This window comes from Blastococcus sp. CT_GayMR16, assembly GCF_004570875.1.
Classification (GTDB): Bacteria; Actinomycetota; Actinomycetes; order Mycobacteriales; family Geodermatophilaceae; genus Blastococcus_B.
In genome coordinates this window covers 44689-63013 of record NZ_SPQK01000021.1, presented here as the reverse complement: position 1 = coordinate 63013, position 18325 = coordinate 44689, and the positions used below count along the sequence as shown (strand labels likewise).

Below are 18325 nucleotides of genomic sequence, written 5' to 3'. Positions count from 1 at the left end.
CCGCCCTTCCGGCGCGGGGAGGCATTCCTCGGACCTGCCCTTCCGGCAGGTCCGGGACGTTCTCCGGGAGGCAGTACGTGCCGGCAGTGCAGGCGGGCCGGTGACCGGCACGCTCCCGCGACCGGTCGAGCCGGCGACATCGCCGTCCGGGCGCGAGGCCCGGCGGCTGCCGTGGCGCACCCTCCTCGCCGCCGCCGGTGGCTTCGTCCTCGTCCTCGCGTTCCCGGACTACGGCCTGTCGGCCCTCGCCGTGCTGGGCCCGGCCGCGCTCGCTCTGGCGGTACGCGGGCAGCGCGCCCGCTCCGGTCTGTGGCTCGGCCTCGTCTTCGGGCTCACCTTCTTCATCCCGCTGCTCTCCTGGACCGGGATCTACGTCGGGTCCTTTCCGTGGCTCGCCCTGGCCGTCTTCGAGGCGGCGCACCTGGCGCTGCTCGGCGGCGCCACCGCCCTGACCTCCCGGCTGCCCCTGTGGCCGCTCTGGACGGCGGTCCTCTGGGTCGGCGACGAGGCGCTGCGCGGCCGCTTCATCCTGGGCGGCTTCCCCTGGGGGCGGCTCGGGTTCAGCCAGACCGAGGGGCCGCTGCTGTCCCTGGCCGCGTACGGCGGCGTTCCGCTGGTGACCTTCGCGGTGGCGCTCAGCGGCGCGCTGCTGGCCGCGGCAGCGCTCGCGCTGCACCGGGCGTGGCGGGCGTCGTCGGTACCGGGGGAGCAGGGCCCGGCGCTCCGGGCCGCGGCCCTCCTCGTGGTCGCCGTGCTGGCCGTGCCACTGGCCGGCATGCTCGCGTGGCTGCCGCTGCCCGGACCGTCGCTGACCGCCGGCGGCCCGACGTCGACGGTGGCGGTGATCCAGGGCAACGTGCCCAGGGCTGGCCTGGACTTCAACGCCCAGCGCCGCGCCGTCCTGGACAACCACGTCCAGCAGACGCTCGAGCTCGCCCAGGACGTGGCCGCCGGCGACCAGCCGCAGCCCGACCTCGTCCTCTGGCCGGAGAACAGCTCCGACATCGACCCGTACCGCAACGCCGACGCCGCCCGGGAGATCGACCGCGCCGCCCGGGCCATCGACGCCCCCATCCTGGTCGGCGCCGTCGTCGACGGGCCGGGGGAGGACGTCAGCAACACCGCGATCGTCTGGGACCCCGAGGACGGGCCGGGCGACACCTACGTCAAGCGGCACCCCGTCCCGCTCGCCGAGTACGTGCCGGCCCGCAGCTTCTTCCGCTTCTTCAGCGACAAGGTCGACCTGGTCCGGCGCGACTTCGCCGCCGGGGACGAGGTCGGGGTCCTGGACGTCGGCGGCGCCCGCCTCGGGGACCTGATCTGCTTCGAGGTCGTCTACGACGGGCTGGTCGGCGACGTGGTGGACGGGGGGGCCGGGATGATCGTCGTCCAGACCAACAACGCGACCTTCGGGTACACCGACGAGAGCGCCCAGCAGCTGGCCATGAGCCGGCTGCGCGCGGTGGAGTTCGGCCGCACCGTCGCCGTCGCGGCAACCAGCGGGATCTCCGCCGTCGTGGCGCCCGACGGCACGATCGCGCGGTCGTCGGAGCTGTTCACGCCCGCGGTCTTCGTCGAGGAGATCGCCCAGCGGGACTCCACGACCGTGGCCCAGCGGCTCGGTGCCGCGCCGGAGTGGCTGCTCACCGCCGTCGGCGGTGCCGCGCTGCTCACGGTGGCCCTGCAGCGTCGGGCGAGGGGACGGCGATGACCGACCGGGTGCTGGTGATCGTGCCGACCTACAACGAGGCGGAGAACGTCGAGCGGATCCTGGAGCGGCTGCTGACGAGCGTGCCCACGGCGCACGCCCTCGTGGTCGACGACGGGTCGCCCGACGGCACCGGGGAGCTCGCCGAGAAGGTCGCGGCGCTCGACCCGCGCGTGCACGTCCTGCGCCGGACGGCGAAGGCGGGGCTCGGCCCGGCGTACGTGGCCGGCTTCCGATGGGCCCGGGAGCGCGGCTACGACGTCGTCGTGGAGATGGACGCCGACGGCTCGCACGCACCCGAGCAGCTACCGGACCTCCTGGCCGCGCTCGGGTCGGCCGACCTGGTGCTCGGCTCCCGGTACGTGCCCGGGGGAGAGGTGGCCGACTGGCCGGTCCACCGGCTGTGGCTGTCGCGCATCGGCAACCGCTACACCCGCTGGGCGCTGCGGCTGCCGCTCAACGACGCCACCGGCGGGTACCGGGCCGCGCGCGGCGAGCTGATCGACGCGCTGCCCTTCGACGACGTCGCCAGCCAGGGCTACTGCTTCCAGGTCGACTGGGCCTGGCGGGCGGTGCGCGCGGGAGCCCGGGTGCGCGAGGTGCCGATCACGTTCACCGAGCGCGCATTCGGCAGGAGCAAGATGAGCGGCTCGATCGTTGGAGAAGCGTTGGTGCGGGTGACCGTGTGGGGACTGCAGGACCGGCTGGCCGACTGGCTGCCGGGCCGGGTCTCCCGTCCCGTGCCGGCACGCACCCGCGATCGCGGGCGATGAGCCGCGGCCCGGAAGGCGGGCCGCCGTCGCCGGCCTGCGGGCGCAGAGAGGCAGGACAGTCGTGAGGGACGCCGTCGGACGCCGGGTGCGCATCGCCGCCGGGCTGCTGATCCTGGCCGAGTTCGTCGTGTTCGTCCTCGTCGCCGGCTGGATCGGCATCGGATGGACCATCCTGGCCACGCTCGCCACCAGCGCCCTCGGCTTCGCGCTGCTCGCGCGGCAGGGCACGAAGGCGCTCGCCGACCTCCGCGAGCGCGTACGGTCACGCCGGTCGGCGGGACGCGAGCTCGGCGACGCCGGGTTGGTCGCCGCGGGCGGCCTGCTCATGGTGCTGCCCGGCTTCATCGGCGACCTGGTCGGCTTGCTCTGCCTGCTGCCGGGCACCCGTGGGCTCGTGCGGGGGCTCCTGACCCGCCTGGTGCTCACGCGGCTGCCCGACCGGATGCGGGGCCCCGTGCGGGTCGAGAGCGTGCGGACCGCCGGCGTGGCCGGTCCGGTCCCGGACGCCGCCCCGCTGGTGATCGAGGGCGAGATCGTCCGCGGTCCCGACGGCCGCCCGCTGACCTGACCGACGGCGCCTCCGCGCAGTTGATCATCGGATTCGTGCACGGGACACGGCGGAACGGGGCGGGACACGCCGTCCGGTCGTGCACCCACCCGATGATCGACTCGGAGCGCCCCGACCCCCGGAGACGCAGAACGGCCCCGGTGGCGAACCACCGGGGCCGTTCTGGCGGCCCCTCTGCAGGGTCCCGCGTCGAGCTTGCGAGGTGCGGGGGGCAGAGGGGTCCTTACTCAGCTGGCGCGGGTACGCCGGCCGCGAAGCACGTCGAGCCGCTCGGCGAGCACCTCTTCGAGGTCCTCGACGGAACGACGCTCGAGCAGCATGTCCCAGTGGGTGCGCGGCGGCTTGACCTTCTTGGGTGCCGGCTCGGCACCGCCGACCAGCTTGGCCGCGCCACCGTCGAACTTGCACTCCCACGTGTCGGGAAGCTCGGCGTCGTCAGCGAACGGCACCGTGAACAGGTGGCCCGAGGGGCACCGGTACTCGGCGTACTGCCGCTCGATGGGCGCGGTGTTCCGCTCGGTCTCGTAGCTGACGCTGCCCAGTCGGCTGCCGCGCAGGGAACGCTCGCCCATGGCCCACCGTCCTCTCGTTCATTGGTGTCGGTCGAAAATCGTGTCCGGCGACCAAGGACATACCCAGGTACCGGCGACTCACAGAGATGAACGACAGAAATCGCGTCGAGATTCCCCCGAATCAGTTGCTCATCATCGCATGGGGTCATATTCCGAGCGTGGGTGCCCCCCGGACGAGTGAGCGATCGCCCCTGTTCAGGACAGGGAGAGCTGTCCCGGACCGGCCGTGGTCGGGCCGAGTTCCCCGCGGACGTAGTGCCGGCGGCAGAGCACCTGGTACCGGACGGCGGGAGAGGAGCCGCCCTCGGTGTCCGCCGGATCGACCGCGGCGGTGTCGGCGACCACGACCGTCTCACCCGAGCGGACCATGACGCCGTCGACCACGCGGGCGTTCAGCAGGCCCGGGAGGCCGCACCAGCAGAGCACCTCGACCTGCACCCGCTGGACGTCGTCGGCGACCTCCAGCAGCCGCTGGGTGCCCGGGAACAGGTGGGCCCGGAAGTCGGTGGTGAGCCCGAACGCGTAGACGTCCACGTGCCAGTCGTCGACGAGGTCGGCGAGCTGGTCGACCTGGACGGCGGTGAGGAACTGCGCCTCGTCGGCGATCAGGTAGTCCACCCGGTGCCCGTCGGCCCACCGGTTCCGGACCAGCAGCCGCAGATCGGTGGCGGCGTCGACCTCGACGGCGTCCCGGGAGAGCCCCACCCGGGAGCTGATCTGCGGAGCCGAGGAGCGGTCGCCCTGGGTGACGAGCAGTCCGTGGCGGCCCTGCCGGCGCTGGTTGTGGTCGACCTGCAGGGCCAGCGTCGACTTCCCGCAGTCCATCGGCCCGTGGAAGAAGCGCAGGTGTGCCGGAGCGGGGTGCCGCCGCCGGTCACCGGAGGCGGGCACGGACGCCGGCACCGGCAGCGGTATGGGTGCGGTCGGGTGGTCGGACTCCTCGGGAGGAGAGCCGGCTGTCACAGGCGCTCCGGTGGGGTGTTCCCGGCCTCGATGATCGCCTGGCGGATGTTCAGCTTCGCCAGCATGATCCCGCCGACGACGAAGAAGAAGATCAGGCTGAAGATCGCGTACCGGTAGGACTCGGTCAGCTGGTAGGTCAGCGCGAACAGGAACGGACCCAGCCAGCTCGTGCCGCGGTCGCTGATCTCGTAGAAGCCGAAGTACTCGGCCTCCCTGCCGGGCGGGATGAGCTGGCTGAACAGCGACCGGGACAGCGCCTGGGTGCCGCCCAGGACGAAACCGATGATGGTCGCGAGGCCGTAGAACTGCAGCGCGGCCCCGGCCTGCAGGAAGTAGGCGATGACGAGCACACCGGTCCACACCACCAGCGCCCAGAGGATGGTGCGCTTGGCACCCACGTGCGCCGCGATCCGGCCCAGGGCGAGCGCCCCGAAGAAGGCGACGACCTGGACCAGCAGGATCGCCGAGACCAGCGTGGTCTGGGACAGCTCGAGCTGTTCCTTCCCGTACTGCGCCGAGACCCCGATGACCGTCTGCACGCCGTCGTTGAAGAGCAGGTAGGCGGCAAGGAACCACAGGGTCAGCCGGTACCGGCGCAGGTCCCGGAGCGTCGCACCCAGCTGCCGGAAGCCCCCGGCGAGCGCCCCGGCGGACCGGCCGCCGGCGACCGGCTCGACGTCCCGGGGACGGCGGTTGCGCAGCAGGGTGACGCTGACGACGGTGAAGCCGGCCCACCACACCCCGGCCGACGCCAAGCAGATCCGCACGGCCTCGCCCTCGGTCAGTCCGAGGCTCTCGTAGTTGGTGAACAGGCCCAGGCTCAGCGCCAGCAGCAGCGCCCCGCCGAGGTAGCCGATGGCCCAGCCGCGGCTCGAGACGGCGTCCCGCTCGTCCGGCCCGGCCAGGTCGGGCAGCCAGGAGTAGTAGACGACCGTGGCCGCTCCGAAGCAGAGGTTGGCGACGACGAACAGCGCGGCACCGAGCAGATAGCGCTCGTCGGCGACGAAGAACATCGCCATCGTGCACAGCGAGCCCAGGGTCGCGAAGGCGGCCAGCAGCTGGCGCTTGCGGCCGCTGCGGTCGGCGATGGCGCCGGTGAGCGGGAGAACCAGCACCTGCAGCACGACCGACAGGGACAGGACGTAGCCGAAGTAGCTGCCCGACGGGACGCTGATGCCCAGCGGGTGGATCCGGCCGTCGGCGTCGGCGGCCGACTCCGCGATCGAGGTCAGGTACGGGGCGAGAAAGACGGTCGTCACCGAGGTGTTGAAGACCGACATCGCCCAGTCGTAGGAGTACCAGCCGAAGCGTTCGCGCTTCAGGGCACGGTCGACGGGCGGGTCGGCAGGCCCGGCTCCGGTGGCGGGCGGCGCAGTGGTCACCGGCGCAGGTTCCCAGCCGTCGGGCAGCCGGTCCAGCACCGACCGGGCACCGTCACCCGATCCGTGCTCACGGGCATCATCGCGTCGTGGGTCACGGGACGTCGTCCGGGACGATCCCGCCGGGGTAGGCGGCGACCGCGGTGGTCGGGCGGGTGTGGTCGACGTAGTGCGGCCGGTCCTCCTCGCCGGCGCGGAGCGGGACCAGGCCGCGCGTGATCGCCGCGGCGATGCGGTAGCGGGCGCGGTTGGCGTCGCCGACCCGGCCCATCTGCAGGTCGTCGAGCGGCACGGGCGGTCCGACGTGCACCTGCAGGGCGGGCCGGCGGACCAGCGCCGACAGCACCGTGCGCAGCTTGCCCCAGTCGTTGCCGTACTGGAGGACCTCGTGCGCGCCCCACTGGCTCACCGGGAGGACGGGCACACCCATGCCCAGCGCGAGCCGCGCCATGCCCGTCCGGCCGCGCTCCGGCCAGCCGTCGGGCGTCAGGCCCACCCGCCCCTCCGGGTAGGCCACGACGTGCCCGCCCTGGACGAGGGCGACCTCGGTGACCCGCACGGCGTGCCGCGCGAGCTCGGTGCCGCGCTCGACCCGGATGGCCCCGGTGCGCTCCAGCAGGGGGCCGGCGACGGGGGCGGAGATGATCCCGCCGGTGGCCATGATCCGCGGGACGGCGCCGACCTTGTGCAGCGCCACCGCGACGACGAACGGGTCGAAGTCGCCGATGTGGTTGGCGGCGAACAGCAGCGGGCCGTTGCGCAGCTCCGCCGGGATCTCACCGGTCACCTCGATCCGGCCGAAGATGCTCACGAGCCAGGAGAACCGGCGGAGCATAAACGTCCAGAACCACCACGGGGGAGCCGCGGCGATGGCCATCTCGCGGGCGAACCAGTCCGGGTCGTCCGGCTTGACCAGCTGGGCGAGGTCGTCGGGCAGCGGCGGCGGGACCGGCCGCCATGTGGTCAGCGCCGTGCACAGCCGTGTCCCGAGGCTCACCGGGGCGCCCACTGGCCGCGCTTCTCGAGCAGCTCGCGGAGCATGGCGGGGCGGTCGGTCATGACGCCGTCGACGCCGAGATCGAGCATGGCGGTGGCCTCCTCCGCTGTGTCGACCGTCCAGACGTGCACCTGCAGGTCCCGGGCATGGGCGGCGGCGAGGAAGCGCTCGTCGACCAGCGCCCGGCCGCCGAGCTGCAGCGGGACCTGGGCGCAGCCGGCCTGGATGCGGACGAGGCCGGCTGCGCGGGGGGAGTAGGAGGACAGCCGCAGGGCGGCGACCCCGCGGGGTCCCAGTGAGGTGCAGACGGCGGGCCCGAAGAGCCGGCGTGCGGCGGCGATCCGGGCGTCGGAGAACGAGCCGAGGCAGATGCGGTCGGCGACCTTGAGCCGCCTGACCGTGCGCACCAGGGGGGCCAGGACGCCGGCGGCCTTGATGTCGAGGTTGAAGCGGACGTCGGGCCAGGCGCCCAGCAGGTCCTCCAGCCGGAGGATCGGCTCGCGCCCACCGATCCGCGCCGTCGACACCTCCGCCCAGGTCAGGTGCTCGACCCGCCCGGGGCGGTCGGTGACCCGTTCCAGCGTGGGGTCGTGGAAGACGACCGGGACGCCGTCCGCGGTCACCCGCACGTCCGTCTCGAGGTAGCGGTAGCCCAGGTCCACGCAGGCCTGGAAGGCCGGCAGGGTGTTCTCGAGGTGCTCGATCGCCCCGCCGCGGTGCGCCATCGCCAGGGGGAGCGGCCCGTCGAGGTAGGCGTAACGCGCGGCGGGCACGACGACACGCTAGTGGGGCCGGGCGCGCCGGTCAGCGCGCACCCACGGCGGCGGCCATCCGCTCCACGATCGTCGTCAGGACCGGCCTCGGTGTCGCGAAGTTGAGTCGGACGTGCCCGGCTCCCGGCGGCCCGCACTCCGGTCCGTCGACCAGCGCCACGCCGCCCCGGTCGAGGAAGAAGGCGCCCGCCGAGCCCTCGAGACCCAGCCGCCGGCAGTCCAGCCAGGCCAGGTAGGTGCCCTCCGGCGGCGTGTAGCCCACCTGCGGGAGCCGCTCGGCGAGGAGCTCGGCCAGGAAGCGGCGGTTCCCGTCCAGGTACGCCAGGACGTCGTCCAGCCACTGGGCGCCCTCGTCGTAGGCGGCCGTCGCGGCCAGGACGCCCGGTGTGGACGCGCCGTGGCCGTACAGGAAGCCGACCCGTGCCCAGTGCTCGGCGTCCTCGGCGTTGGACAGGATCAGCTGCGCCGTCTTGAGCCCCGGCACGTTCCAGGCCTTCGACGTCGACGTCGCCGTGACGGTGTGCCGGGCCGTCTCGGGGGACAGGGAGGCGTAAGGGCGGTGCGTGGCGCCCGGGTAGACCAGGGGCGCGTGGATCTCGTCGGCGAAGACCCGGGCGCCGGCGGCCGACACGACGTCGGCCAGGGCCAGCTGCTCGTCGACGGCGAAGACCCGGCCGAGCGGGTTGTGCGGGTTCACGTGGACGACGAGGCGGGCACCGCGGTCGAACGCTGCCGCGATGCCGTCGAGGTCGTAGCCCATCCGGCCGGCGCGATCGACCATGGGCACCTGGATCAGCTCGCGGCCCAGCGCGCCCGGGACGGCCAGGAACGGCATGTAAGCCGGGGTCGGCAGGACGATCGGGGTCCCCGGCGGCGTGAACCGCTCGATGGCCGCCTGCAGGCCCGCGACGACGTCGGCCAGCGGCGTGATCCATGCCGGAGGCACCTCCCAGCCGTACCGCCGGGCCTGCCAGCCGGCGCAGGCGCGCGCCATGTCCGCGGCGGCCTCCGGGGTCAGGTAGCCGAGCTGCCCCCGCTCGACGGTCCCGGACAGGCTGCGGGTGACGACGGGCGCGGTGCCGAAGTCCATCTCGGCGACGAACGCACCGATCGCCGTCCCGTACCGGGTCCACTTGAGGCTGCGGCCCTCCCGCAGACCGGCCTCGGTCAGAGCGTCGAACGCCGGTAGCCCGGGAGGCTCCGATATGGCCATCCGACGCCTCCTGCGCTGTTGTCGGGCGTGTTCGCCCAGGACTGTCGCCTGTGACGTCTACCGTGCCCAGACGTGGCAGAGCGACACGCAGCGGGCACGGCGACCGAGGTTCCCGTCGCCCCCATCCCCAACCGGGGGAGCGGGGAGCAGCGGCGGTGCGGTTGGTGCCGCCGCGTCCTCCCCGAGCAGGGGTCCGTGGGCCGCCCGCGGTTGTACTGCGGCCAGGCGTGCCGTCAGCGGGCCTACGAGCAGCGGTCGGCGACGGCGAAGGCGGGCCTGCCGGGCGACGTCGTCCTCGTGTCGCGCACGGAGCTCGACGGCCTGCAGGACCGGCTGTACCAGCTGCGCTGCGCGTTGGAGGACGCACAGACGCTGCTGACCGAACGCCCGACCAAGGCCGAGCTCGAACGCCAGCTCGCCGAGCTGCTGCGCTCCACCGGGCGCCTGGACCGGCTCTGGGTCACCGAGCGCACCGGCTGATCCGTCAGTTGTTGCCGGTGCCGCTCCCGGAGTCCGGGTCGGAGTCCTCGTCCGGGTCGCTGTTGTCCGGCAGGTTGCCCTGCGACTCGTCGGAGGGATCGTTCCCGCTGGTGTTCTCCGCCGTGTCCTTCGGTGTGCCCGTGCCGCTCTCGGTCGGGTCGCCGCAGGCGGTCAGCGCGCCTCCGCCGACCAGCGTCAGGGCGGTGATGAGCGCAACGATCGGTCGTCGGATCTCCATGTCCTCGACCCTACGAACACCCGGACGCCGGCGCCCGTCGAGCCGCCCATATCACCTTCCTAACGTCACTGTGACGTTAGACGGGTGGTGTAGGCGGATGGGGGGACCAGCCATCCGGGGGCGGTCACGAGCCGCTGAGCCGGTCGAACAACAGGCCTGAAGCTCTTGATCTTGGTTTCCGAGGAAGCAAGATCAACAGAGCGGGGGAGTTGATCATGAAACGCGAACCGCCGGCGGGCACGAGTTCGCAGCAGTCGGGAGCGACCGCCCAGTGCCGACGGGGTGGCGCGGCTCCGGGGTGCGGGCGCCGGAGGACGACGAGCCCGGCGGATTGCCGACGGTGGTGCGCGGCGGCGTGTGGATGGTCGACCGGGCGCACGTCGGGTCGGAGTTGATCTTGGACGCCGAACCCCCTTCTGAGCCTGCTGAACCAGCGCCGATAATGCACATTATGTCAAGTCATCTGGACGGGCCGCTCCCGGACCCGGCTCCCCAACGCTCAGCTGCAGCCACTCGGCCAGCCGGTCGATCTCCTCGCGCACGTCGTCCCGCATCGCCCCGGTGAACGGCACGTCCTCGTGCAGCGCGTGGACGACGAGCCGCCCGTCCTTGCGGTCCGCCGTGGCATCCAGCTTCCCCACGAGCCGGTCGGAGTGCAGCACCGGCAGCGCGAAGTAGCCCCATCGCCGCTTGTCCTTCGGCTTGTACATCTCCAGCTGGTACTCGAAGCCGAAGAGCTCCTCCGCCCGCCGCCGGTCGTGCAGCAGGCGGTCGAACGGTGAGAGCAGCGCCGTCCGCCCGGTGAACGGCTGCCCGATCGCCGCGGGATCGACCCGCCACTCGCCGGGCACGCCCTCGACGGTCGCCGGCTCCCCCGCGTCCCCGACGTCCCCGGGCTGCATGGGGAAGGCGGTGGTCTTGGCGCGGGCGATGCCGAGTGCCTGCAGCCGGCGCTGGTTCCGGATGCAGTGGGCCTCCTCCGCCGGGACGACGTCGACGTCCTCCGGGTAGACGCGTTCGGCCAGGTCCCACAGCCGCTGCCGTCCGCGCCGTGCGGCGATGGCCACCTCTCCGCGCATCATCAGCGACTCGAGCAGCTGGGTGACGTTCTGGTTGTGGGTCCAGCCCGTCGACACCCAGGGCACGACCGCCGTGTCCGGGATGTCGCGCGACAGCAGCGGGCCGGCCTCCCGCAACCGGGCGAGGACGTCGCGCCGGAACGACTCGTTGCTCCGCAGCCACTGGCGGCGGCCCTCCCACTGGGGCCAGGCGGCCATGTCCGCCCGGTACAGCCGCAGGTCCTCGATCGGCCGGATGAGCGCGTTCAGTTCGAACAGGGTGCGATCGCGCTCCAGCGCTTCCGTCAGCTGCGCCGTCGCGTAGCCGGATCCCAGACGGCTCCACGCCACCAGGTCCGCGTTGGGCGCGATCGCCGCCGTCGGGTCGATCTGCAGCAGGGTCAGCCGGCGGACGACGTCGAGCAGGTCCCCCGGCCGGTGGGCATCCAGCAGCTGTGCCCGCACGGCGATGGCCCGCGCCTCGGCACGGTCGAGTCGGTGGGTCACCTGCTCGCCGCCCGGCCGGCCCGCTCCGCCCGTTGACTGCACACCGGCTCGCCCAGCTCCATCTCGGCGAACGACCGCGGCCAGTCCGCCGCCCCGTAGCCGGCGTCCAGATCCGTGTGGTGCAGCTCCAGCTCGACCAGGCGGCGCACGAGCAGCTCCTCGACCGGCAGTGACCCGGCGGGCCCCTGCACCTCGCCGTCCCACGAGACATTGGCCGCGTCGATCTGCGTCAGTAGTTGCTCCCTGTCGGCGGTCATCTCGCCGACCGTATCGCCGCGCTCGCCGCCGATGAGTTCTCCGGCGCCCGGGGTCTCTGCTCAGGACAGCGCAACGACCAACCTCGAGGAGTCCGCATGCCGAGCACCGTCCGGCCGATCATCGTCAGCAACGACCTCTCGCGCCTGCTCGCCTTCTACACCGGCCTGTTCGGCGCCGAGGAGGTTCAGCGCTTCCCCGACGACGGCCCGGTCTTCTACGTCGGCCTCACACTCGGCGACTCCGAGCTCGGCCTCTCCTCCGACGACTCCGTCGTCCCCGGGGCTCCGGGCCGGATGCTGCTGAGCATCGAGGTGCCCGACGTCGACGCCCTCCTCCCCCGGGTCACCGAGCTCGGGGGCTCGGCCCCCGGGCCCGCCAACGACATGCCGTGGGGTCAGCGCGTCGCCCACATCACCGATCCGGACGGCAACGTCGTCAACCTGACGGAGACCCGCTGAGCACTGCTGTCGGCGTCCTTTCGTCACGGTGACTCAACCCCCCGCTCTCGTGCGGGACGCGTGCCCGGACGACGCCACGGGTAGCCGGAACCGCATGACCGAACAGCGTCCCGACACCGACGAGCGCGACGAGCCCGGCGGAACACCGTCCCCCGGGCCGGACAGCCTGGCCGCGAAGCCGGTGACGCCCGGCTTCTCCGACGAGACGACCCGCCCGAGTGCGGTGCCGGGCACCTACGACGCCGACGAGGACGACCAGCAGCGGGGCCGGGCGGTGAAGCCCGGCAACTGACGGGTCCGTCCGGCGCGTCGATACCATCGCTGCTCCGCGAGCACCGAGGAGCGACCGCATGCCCGAGCTCGACCGCGTCGACGACGTCTACGTCCTCGACCTCGGGAACACCGAGAACCGCTTCTCCCCCGACTGGCTGACCGCGCTGGAAGAATCGCTGGGGATCGTGGAACAGGCAGCGGGGCCCCGCGCCCTCGTGACGACGGCGACCGGGAAGTTCTTCTCCAACGGGCTCGACCTCGAGTGGCTGGGTGCGCACGGCGACCAGCGGGCGGCCTACATCGCGCGCGTGCAGGCACTGTTCGCGCGCGTCCTGGCCCTCCCGGTCGTCACGGTGGCCGCGCTGCAGGGGCACACCTTCGCCGCGGCCGCGATGCTGTCTCTCGCCCACGACCACCGGGTGATGCGTGCGGACCGGGGCTTCTGGTGCCTCCCCGAGGTGGACATCGGCCTGCCCTTCGCGGCGGGCATGTCCGCCCTGATTCGGGCGCGGCTGCCACCGCAGGCCGCGCACGAGGCCATGGTCACCGGGCGCCGTTACGGCGGCCATGACGCCCTCGCCGCCGGGATCGTCGACCAGGTGGCCGACGAGGACGGCGTGCGGACGGCGGCCCTCGACGTGGCGCGGCTGCACGCGGCGAAGGCCGGCCCGAACCTCACCACGATCAAGGCCGGCATGTACGGGCCGGTGCTCGACGCGCTGCGCGGGAACCCGGGCCTCGGCTGAGGTCAGCGGCTGGAGACGGCGACCCGCAGGCCCAGGCCCACCAGCACGGTGCCGCTGACCGCCTCCAGCCGTCGCCGGATGCGGGGACGGCGGAACCAGGCACCCGCCCGGGCGACGCCGGCCGCCAGTCCGAGGTACAGGGCGGTCTCCACGGTGATCTGCAGCAGCCCGAGCAGCGCCGTCGTGACGAACACCGGGCCGTCGGCCGGCACGAACTGCGGATAGAAGGCGATCATGAAGACCGCGGCCTTCGGGTTCGCCAGCTGCACGACGACGCCCTCACCGAACGCCCCCCACCAGCGCCGTCGTCCCGGCGGCACGGGCAGTGGGGCCACCTCGGTATCGGGGTTCCGCCGCTCCAGCCAGGCCGCGCGGAACGCGCGCAGCCCCAGGTAGAGCAGGACGGCCGCGCCGACCACGCGGAGCACCAGGTAGCCGACCTCCGACGCGGCCACCAGCGCCGCGAACCCCGCCCCGGCGAACAGCGCCCAGCAGTAGAGGCCCAGTTCGAGGCCGAGCACGGTCGGCACCGCGCCGGACAGTCCACGCAGGGCCGCCCGCCGGAAGATCAGCGCCATCGCCGGTCCCGGCGACGCCGAGATCAGCAGCACCGCCAGCAGGAAGGCCGGCAGCGAGGTCGCGAGCTCCACGCCCGGATGCTCGCACCGCCGCTCCACCGCCGTCGACCGACTATCTGCCGACACGCCCCGCTCCCCCGGGCTGCCCGGGAACGCCCAGGTCGGTGCGGTTGACTCCCAGGCGTGGACGCCCTCGGCCGGTTCTGGGCACAGGTGACCGCGACGACTCCCGACCTGCGGCCGGAGGTCCTGCTCGGCAGCGCCGCGGTCGCCGCGCTGCTGGTCCTCTCCCCCACCCTCTGGCGGCCGACCCGCCACGTGGTGACGATCGCGCACGAGGGCGCCCACGGCCTGGTCGCGCTCGCGGCCGGACGGCGGCTGTCGGGCATCCGGCTGCACTCGGACACGTCCGGGCTCACCGTTTCCGCCGGGAAGCCCAGCGGCCTCGGCATGGTCCTCACCTGCGCGGCCGGCTACACCGGGCCCGCGCTGTTCGGCCTGGGAGCCGCCGCGCTCCTGGCCGCCGGGCACGCCATCGGGCTGCTCTGGGCGCTCCTCGCGCTCCTCGCCCTGCTGCTGGTGCAGATCCGCAACTGGTACGGCCTGTGGTCGGTGCTCGTCACCGGGGCGGTCGTCTTCGGCGCCACCTGGTGGCTGCCCCCCGAGGGTCAGGCGGCCTTCGCAGCCCTGGCCACCTGGTTCCTCCTGCTGGCCACACCACGGACCGTGCTGGAGCTGCAGACCTCCCGGCGGAGACGGCGCGCGCCCGACTCCGACGCCGACCAGCTGGCCGGTCTCACACCGTTCCCCGCGCTGTTCTGGGTCGGCCTCTTCCTGCTGGTCGACGTCGGCGCCCTGCTCCTCGGCGGGTACTGGCTGCTGACCTGAGCTACCTGCGGGCGCGCCGGCGCGGCTCGCAGCCCACGGGCTGGCTCACCGGGTCCACCTGCGGCGGGGGCGGGATGTCGAGCACCATGTCCGTGTGGTCGACGGTCACCTGCCGGCCGTGGTGGCGGATGTCGAGCGGTTCGCCGTCCTCCAGGCGATAGGTGGCCTGCCCGGGCGTCACGGTGACGGTCAGCTTGCGCCCCCGGTAGACGACCCGGAACCGCATCCGGGTGATCCGCTCGGGCAGCCGCGGGCCGAAGGTCAGCTCCCCGTTGTGGTCGCGCATCCCCCCGAAGCCGGCCACGGCCACGGTCCAGCCACCGGCGAGCGAGGCGATGTGCAGGCCGTGCCCCGAGTTGTGGTGCAGGTTCTGCAGATCGGTCAGCGCCGCCTCGGCCCAGTAGTCGTAGGCGAGCTGCAGGTGCCCGGTCTCGGCCGCCACGACCGCCTGCTGGCTGGCCGAGAGCGAGGAGTCCCGCGTCGTCCGGGCCTCGTAGTAGGCGAAGTTGGCGATCTTCTCCTCGAGGGTGAACGCGTCCCCGCGCAGGTGCAGCGCCATCACGAGGTCGGCCTGCTTGACCACCTGCTTGCGGTAGATCTCGAAGTACGGGTAGTGCAGCAGCAGCGGGTACTTCTCCTTCGGCGTGTTCGCGAAGTCCCACTCCTCGTGGTGGGTGAACGCGTCGGACTGCATGTGCACCCCGCGCTGGGTGTCGTAGGGCACCGCCATCAGCGACGCCGCGCGCAGCCAGACCTCCACCTCGTCCGGATCGACGTCCAGCCGTCCGGCGACGTCCGGCTGGCGCTTGACGGCCTCCGCCGCCTCCCGCAGGTTCCGCTGCGCCATGAGGTTCGTGTAGACGTTGTTGTCGACGACGGCGGTGTACTCGTCCGGCCCGGTCACCCCGTCGATGCGGAACCCGTGCTCGGTGTCGAAGTGCCCCAGCGACGCCCACAGCCGGGCGGTCTCGATCAGCAGCTCGGTGCCGAAGTCGCGGTCGAAGTCCTCGTCCTGGGTCGCGTTCCAGTAGCGGACGACGGCGTCGGCGATGTCGGCGTTGATGTGGAAGGCCGCCGTACCCGCAGGCCAGTAGCCCGACGTCTCCTCACCGCGGATGGTCCGCCAGGGGAACGCCGCCCCCTTGCGGCCGAGCACCCGGGCCCGGTCGCGGGCCATGTCGAGGGTGGAGTGCCGCCACCGCAGCGCGTCCCGCACGGCGTGCGGGGCGGTGTAGGTGAGCACCGGCAGCACGTAGGTCTCGGTGTCCCAGAAGGTGTGCCCGTCGTATCCGGGCCCGGTCAGGCCCTTGGCGGGGATCGGCTGCCGCTCGCCGCGCAGCCCGGCCTGCAGGACGTGGAACATGCCCACCCGCACGGCCTGCTGCAGCTCGTCGTCGCCCTCGATCTCGACGTCGGCCTCGTCCCAGTGCTGGTCGAGCAGCTCGCGCTGCTCCCGCACGAGCCGGTCCCAGCCGGCCAGCTTGGCCGTGGCCAGCGCGGCCTCGACCTGGTCGCGCAGCGCAGGCCCGGACCGCCGCGACGACCAGCCGTAGGCCAGGAACTTGACCAGCTTCAGCGAGCCGCCGGGCGGGATCCGGGCGGCCAGCGTGTACCGGGCGAGGTCGCCCATGGCCTCGATGTCCTCAGTGCTGCTGTCCGGGATCTCGATGGTGTGGTCCATGCCCGCCGCCATGCGCAGGCGGCTGCGCTTGGTCTGGTGCACCAGCACGGCTCGCCGTCCACGGCCCACGGCGAGCTCGGACTGCAATGGCCTGGCCATCGCGGCCGCGGCGCGGGGGTCGTCGTCCTCGGTCGGCACCGCCTCGTTGGCCAGCAGGTCCGACTGCAGGGCGACATACAGGTCGCCGAGGTCGTCGGTCAGCTCCACCTTGTACTCGATGGCCGCGATCGACCGTCGGGCCAGCGAGACCAACCGGGTGCTGGTGACCCGCACCTTGCGGCCACCCGGTGACAGCCACTCCGTCGACCGGCGCAGCACGCCGGCGCGCAGGTCGAGGGTTCGCGTGTGCTCGATGATCTCGCCGTAGTCGAGGTCGAGCGGTGAGTCCTTCACCAGCAGTCTGATCAGCTTGCCGTCGGTGACGTTGACCATCGTCTGGCCCTGCTCGGGGAAGCCGTAGCCGGCCTCCGCGTAGGGCAGCGGGCGCTCCTCGAAGAACCCGTTGAGGTACGTGCCGGGGATGACCACCGGCTCGCCCTCCTCGAACGAGCCACGCATCCCGATGTGGCCGTTGGTCAGGGCGAACACCGATTCGTGCACCGCGAGGGAGGCATGGTCCAGCCCGACCTCGGTGAGCGACCACGGCTCGATGGGGAAGGTCGCGCGTCCCTCCGTCATGCCCCGGCCCCCAGCAGCTCAGACAGGTCCTGCACGACGACGTCCGCACCGTTCGCCGCCAGTTCGTCGGCATGGCCCACGCGATCGACCCCGACGACGTAGCCGAAGTTCCCCGCCCGGCCCGCCGCAACCCCGGATATCGCGTCTTCGAAGACGACCGCCTCGGCGGGATCGGCGCCCAGCAGGCGCGCGCCAGCCAGGAAGGTGTCCGGTGCCGGTTTGCCCCGCAGCCCCTCACGGGCGGCTACGACCCCGTCGACCCGGACGTCGATGAGGTCGGCGAACCCGGCCGCGCCGATGACCTGCTCGCCGTTGGCCGAGGCGGTGACCACCGCCGTCGCGAGCCCGGCCTCCTTCACCGCCTTCAGGTAGCTGACGGAGCCCGGGTAGACCTCGACCCCGTGCTCCTCGAGCTCCGCCAGCACGAGCACGTTCTTGCGGGAGGCGATGCCCTGGACGGTGGCCGCGTCGGACGGGTCGCCCGGCGACCCCTCCGGCAGCACGATCTTCCGGCTGGCCAGGAAGTCGCGGACGCCGTCGGCGCGGGGCTTGCCGTCCACGAAGCGGTTGTAGTCGAGCTGACTGAACTCCGGCGCCCCGCGTTCGTGGACCCGCAGGAACTCGTCGAAGGTGCGCTTCCAGGCGGCCATGTGCACCGTGGCCGTCCTGGTCAGCACACCGTCGAGATCGAACAGGCAGACGCGGACGGAATCCGGGAGGCCCAGGGACCCAGGAGCTGGCACGTCGGCGACGCTACCGGCGCGTCGTGCTGGGAACCTGTCAGAACGGTTGCAGTCGCGTGACGTCGCCCGGGCAGCCCCACCCGTCCCGTCGAGCGGTGCGGCCACGGCCTGCCTAGGGTCCGGTGCGGGGAACAACCCCCGGACCGAGGAGACGACCGCCATGGCCGACCGGCCGACGCCGCCCAACCCCTACGACTTCCTACCCCAGGTGCCGAGCTTCACCGTGACCAGCAGCGACTGCGCGGACGGCGAGACGCTGCCGATGCCGCACGTCAGCGGTGTCATGGGGGCCGGTGGCGAGGACCACTCCCCCCAGGTGTCCTGGTCCGGGTTCCCCGAGGGCACCAAGAGCTTCGCGGTGACCGTCTACGACCCCGACGCGCCGACGGCCAGCGGCTTCTGGCACTGGGCGGTCGCGAACATCCCGGCCACGGTGACGGAGCTGCCGAGCGGGGCCGGCGACAAGGACAGCCCGCAGCTGCCCGAGGGCGCGGTCCAGCTGCGCAACGACGGCGGGTTCGCCGGGTACGTGGGCGCCGCTCCCCCGTCCGGCCACGGCGCCCACCGCTACTTCGTCGTCGTCCACGCGGTGGACATCGAGACGCTCGACGTCACCGCGGACACCACGCCCGCCGTCCTCGGGTTCAACCTGTTCTTCCACACGCTGGGTCGCGCCACGCTCGTGAGCACGTACGAGGAGGCCTGAGGTGTCGCTGCGCACCTGAACGCATGCGCAGCGCAGGGACACCCAGGGATTCCATGAATCCTGAAGCAATGCCTCTCCCGCGGAGGA

21 protein-coding genes are annotated in these 18325 nt (G+C 72.8%); 9 read left to right on the top strand and 12 right to left on the bottom strand.

Annotated elements, in window-relative coordinates; translation table 11 throughout:
* Positions 1-100: 100 nt before the first annotated feature.
* From lnt to E4P38_RS19045, 3 genes are all read left to right on the top strand, one after another.
* Positions 101-1711 (top strand): apolipoprotein N-acyltransferase, encoded by a 1611-nt coding sequence (gene lnt, locus E4P38_RS19055; protein WP_135133530.1) that lies wholly within the window; start codon positions 101-103, stop codon positions 1709-1711.
* The gene (locus E4P38_RS19050; RefSeq protein ID WP_135133529.1) at positions 1708-2481 is read left to right on the top strand and encodes a polyprenol monophosphomannose synthase; all 774 of its coding nucleotides are present in this window, start codon (positions 1708-1710) and stop codon (positions 2479-2481) included. Before lnt ends, E4P38_RS19050 begins: the two co-directional genes overlap by 4 nt.
* Before the next feature lie 61 nt (positions 2482-2542).
* Positions 2543-3049, top strand: a complete 507-nt coding sequence (locus E4P38_RS19045; protein WP_135133528.1) for an FxsA family protein — start codon at positions 2543-2545, stop codon at positions 3047-3049.
* A 227-nt stretch (positions 3050-3276) separates the two neighbouring features.
* Here the strand turns inward: E4P38_RS19045 and E4P38_RS19040 are convergent, their stop codons facing one another.
* The 6 genes from E4P38_RS19040 to E4P38_RS19015 all read right to left on the bottom strand — a co-directional run bounded on the left by E4P38_RS19040 (position 3277) and on the right by E4P38_RS19015 (position 8946).
* On the bottom strand, positions 3277-3621 hold the full coding sequence (locus E4P38_RS19040) for an RNA polymerase-binding protein RbpA (protein ID WP_029336385.1): 345 nt from the start codon (positions 3619-3621) through the stop codon (positions 3277-3279).
* 195 nt (positions 3622-3816) lie between these two features.
* Positions 3817-4512 (bottom strand): thymidine kinase, encoded by a 696-nt coding sequence (locus E4P38_RS19035; RefSeq protein WP_245161152.1) that lies wholly within the window; start codon positions 4510-4512, stop codon positions 3817-3819.
* 68 nt (positions 4513-4580) lie between these two features.
* Positions 4581-5966, bottom strand: a complete 1386-nt coding sequence (locus E4P38_RS19030) for an MFS transporter (RefSeq protein ID WP_135133527.1) — start codon at positions 5964-5966, stop codon at positions 4581-4583.
* A gap of 91 nt (positions 5967-6057) precedes the next feature.
* The gene (locus E4P38_RS19025; RefSeq protein ID WP_245161151.1) at positions 6058-6960 is read right to left on the bottom strand and encodes a lysophospholipid acyltransferase family protein; all 903 of its coding nucleotides are present in this window, start codon (positions 6958-6960) and stop codon (positions 6058-6060) included.
* The gene (locus E4P38_RS19020; protein WP_209309198.1) at positions 6957-7733 is read right to left on the bottom strand and encodes a glycerophosphodiester phosphodiesterase; all 777 of its coding nucleotides are present in this window, start codon (positions 7731-7733) and stop codon (positions 6957-6959) included. Before E4P38_RS19020 ends, E4P38_RS19025 begins: the two co-directional genes overlap by 4 nt.
* A 31-nt stretch (positions 7734-7764) precedes the next feature.
* Positions 7765-8946: an aminotransferase class I/II-fold pyridoxal phosphate-dependent enzyme gene (locus E4P38_RS19015; RefSeq protein WP_135133526.1), complete on the bottom strand. Its 1182-nt coding sequence runs from the start codon at positions 8944-8946 to the stop codon at positions 7765-7767.
* Between the two features lie 72 nt (positions 8947-9018).
* On the opposite strand from E4P38_RS19015, the gene E4P38_RS19010 reads away from it, so the two are divergent.
* Positions 9019-9426 carry a hypothetical protein gene (locus E4P38_RS19010; protein WP_245161150.1) on the top strand — a complete coding sequence of 136 codons (408 nt, stop codon included), beginning with the start codon at positions 9019-9021 and terminating at the stop codon, positions 9424-9426.
* A 4-nt stretch (positions 9427-9430) separates the two neighbouring features.
* Here E4P38_RS19010 and E4P38_RS19005 read toward each other — a convergent pair whose 3' ends face one another.
* The 3 genes from E4P38_RS19005 to E4P38_RS18995 all read right to left on the bottom strand — a co-directional run bounded on the left by E4P38_RS19005 (position 9431) and on the right by E4P38_RS18995 (position 11486).
* Positions 9431-9664: a hypothetical protein gene (locus E4P38_RS19005; RefSeq protein ID WP_135133525.1), complete on the bottom strand. Its 234-nt coding sequence runs from the start codon at positions 9662-9664 to the stop codon at positions 9431-9433.
* A 449-nt stretch (positions 9665-10113) separates the two neighbouring features.
* Complete coding sequence (locus E4P38_RS19000; protein WP_135133524.1) at positions 10114-11229, bottom strand: crosslink repair DNA glycosylase YcaQ family protein; 1116 nt, start codon at positions 11227-11229, stop codon at positions 10114-10116.
* Positions 11226-11486, bottom strand: coding sequence for a hypothetical protein (locus E4P38_RS18995; RefSeq protein ID WP_135133523.1), 261 nt, complete (start codon positions 11484-11486; stop codon positions 11226-11228). Before E4P38_RS18995 ends, E4P38_RS19000 begins: the two co-directional genes overlap by 4 nt.
* 96 nt (positions 11487-11582) lie before the next feature.
* On the opposite strand from E4P38_RS18995, the gene E4P38_RS18990 reads away from it, so the two are divergent.
* The 3 genes from E4P38_RS18990 (at position 11583) to E4P38_RS18980 (ending at position 12964) form a co-directional block, all read left to right on the top strand.
* Entirely contained in the window at positions 11583-11945 is a 363-nt protein-coding gene (locus tag E4P38_RS18990; RefSeq protein ID WP_135133522.1) for a VOC family protein, read from the top strand.
* A 94-nt stretch (positions 11946-12039) separates the two neighbouring features.
* Entirely contained in the window at positions 12040-12237 is a 198-nt protein-coding gene (locus E4P38_RS18985; RefSeq protein WP_135133521.1) for a hypothetical protein, read from the top strand.
* Positions 12238-12295: 58 nt separating this feature from the next.
* Entirely contained in the window at positions 12296-12964 is a 669-nt protein-coding gene (locus E4P38_RS18980) for an enoyl-CoA hydratase-related protein (protein WP_135133520.1), read from the top strand.
* Between the two features lie 2 nt (positions 12965-12966).
* Here the strand turns inward: E4P38_RS18980 and E4P38_RS18975 are convergent, their stop codons facing one another.
* Positions 12967-13614 carry a LysE family translocator gene (locus E4P38_RS18975; protein ID WP_135133519.1) on the bottom strand — a complete coding sequence of 216 codons (648 nt, stop codon included), beginning with the start codon at positions 13612-13614 and terminating at the stop codon, positions 12967-12969.
* Positions 13615-13725: 111 nt separating this feature from the next.
* Between E4P38_RS18975 and E4P38_RS18970 the strand changes: the two genes are divergently transcribed.
* Positions 13726-14430, top strand: a complete 705-nt coding sequence (locus E4P38_RS18970) for a M50 family metallopeptidase (RefSeq protein ID WP_167760623.1) — start codon at positions 13726-13728, stop codon at positions 14428-14430.
* A gap of 1 nt (position 14431) precedes the next feature.
* On the opposite strand, the gene E4P38_RS18965 is transcribed toward E4P38_RS18970, so the two are convergent.
* On the bottom strand, positions 14432-16789 hold the full coding sequence (locus E4P38_RS18965; protein ID WP_135133518.1) for a glycosyl hydrolase family 65 protein: 2358 nt from the start codon (positions 16787-16789) through the stop codon (positions 14432-14434).
* Positions 16786-17532 carry an HAD-IA family hydrolase gene (locus tag E4P38_RS18960; RefSeq protein ID WP_245161149.1) on the bottom strand — a complete coding sequence of 249 codons (747 nt, stop codon included), beginning with the start codon at positions 17530-17532 and terminating at the stop codon, positions 16786-16788. The genes E4P38_RS18965 and E4P38_RS18960 overlap by 4 nt, the downstream gene beginning before the upstream one ends.
* A gap of 160 nt (positions 17533-17692) precedes the next feature.
* Here E4P38_RS18960 and E4P38_RS18955 point away from each other — a divergent pair, with 160 nt between their 5' ends.
* A complete protein-coding gene (locus E4P38_RS18955; RefSeq protein ID WP_135133516.1) occupies positions 17693-18238 on the top strand; it encodes a YbhB/YbcL family Raf kinase inhibitor-like protein in 546 nt (181 codons plus the stop codon).
* Positions 18239-18325: the final 87 nt, after the last annotated feature.

What these genes read in the sequence shown, in the direction of transcription:
- E4P38_RS19040 (WP_029336385.1), bottom strand. Translation starts at nt 3,621, where the DNA reads ATGGGCGAGCGTTCCCTGCGCGGCAGCCGACTGGGCAGCGTCAGCTAC.
- E4P38_RS18985 (WP_135133521.1), top strand. Translation starts at nt 12,040, where the DNA reads ATGACCGAACAGCGTCCCGACACCGACGAGCGCGACGAGCCCGGCGGA.
- E4P38_RS19015 (WP_135133526.1), bottom strand. Translation starts at nt 8,946, where the DNA reads ATGGCCATATCGGAGCCTCCCGGGCTACCGGCGTTCGACGCTCTGACC.
- E4P38_RS19005 (WP_135133525.1), bottom strand. Translation starts at nt 9,664, where the DNA reads ATGGAGATCCGACGACCGATCGTTGCGCTCATCACCGCCCTGACGCTG.
- E4P38_RS18965 (WP_135133518.1), bottom strand. Translation starts at nt 16,789, where the DNA reads ATGACGGAGGGACGCGCGACCTTCCCCATCGAGCCGTGGTCGCTCACC.
- E4P38_RS18955 (WP_135133516.1), top strand. Translation starts at nt 17,693, where the DNA reads ATGGCCGACCGGCCGACGCCGCCCAACCCCTACGACTTCCTACCCCAG.
- E4P38_RS18995 (WP_135133523.1), bottom strand. Translation starts at nt 11,486, where the DNA reads ATGACCGCCGACAGGGAGCAACTACTGACGCAGATCGACGCGGCCAAT.
- E4P38_RS18990 (WP_135133522.1), top strand. Translation starts at nt 11,583, where the DNA reads ATGCCGAGCACCGTCCGGCCGATCATCGTCAGCAACGACCTCTCGCGC.
- E4P38_RS18980 (WP_135133520.1), top strand. Translation starts at nt 12,296, where the DNA reads ATGCCCGAGCTCGACCGCGTCGACGACGTCTACGTCCTCGACCTCGGG.
- E4P38_RS19050 (WP_135133529.1), top strand. Translation starts at nt 1,708, where the DNA reads ATGACCGACCGGGTGCTGGTGATCGTGCCGACCTACAACGAGGCGGAG.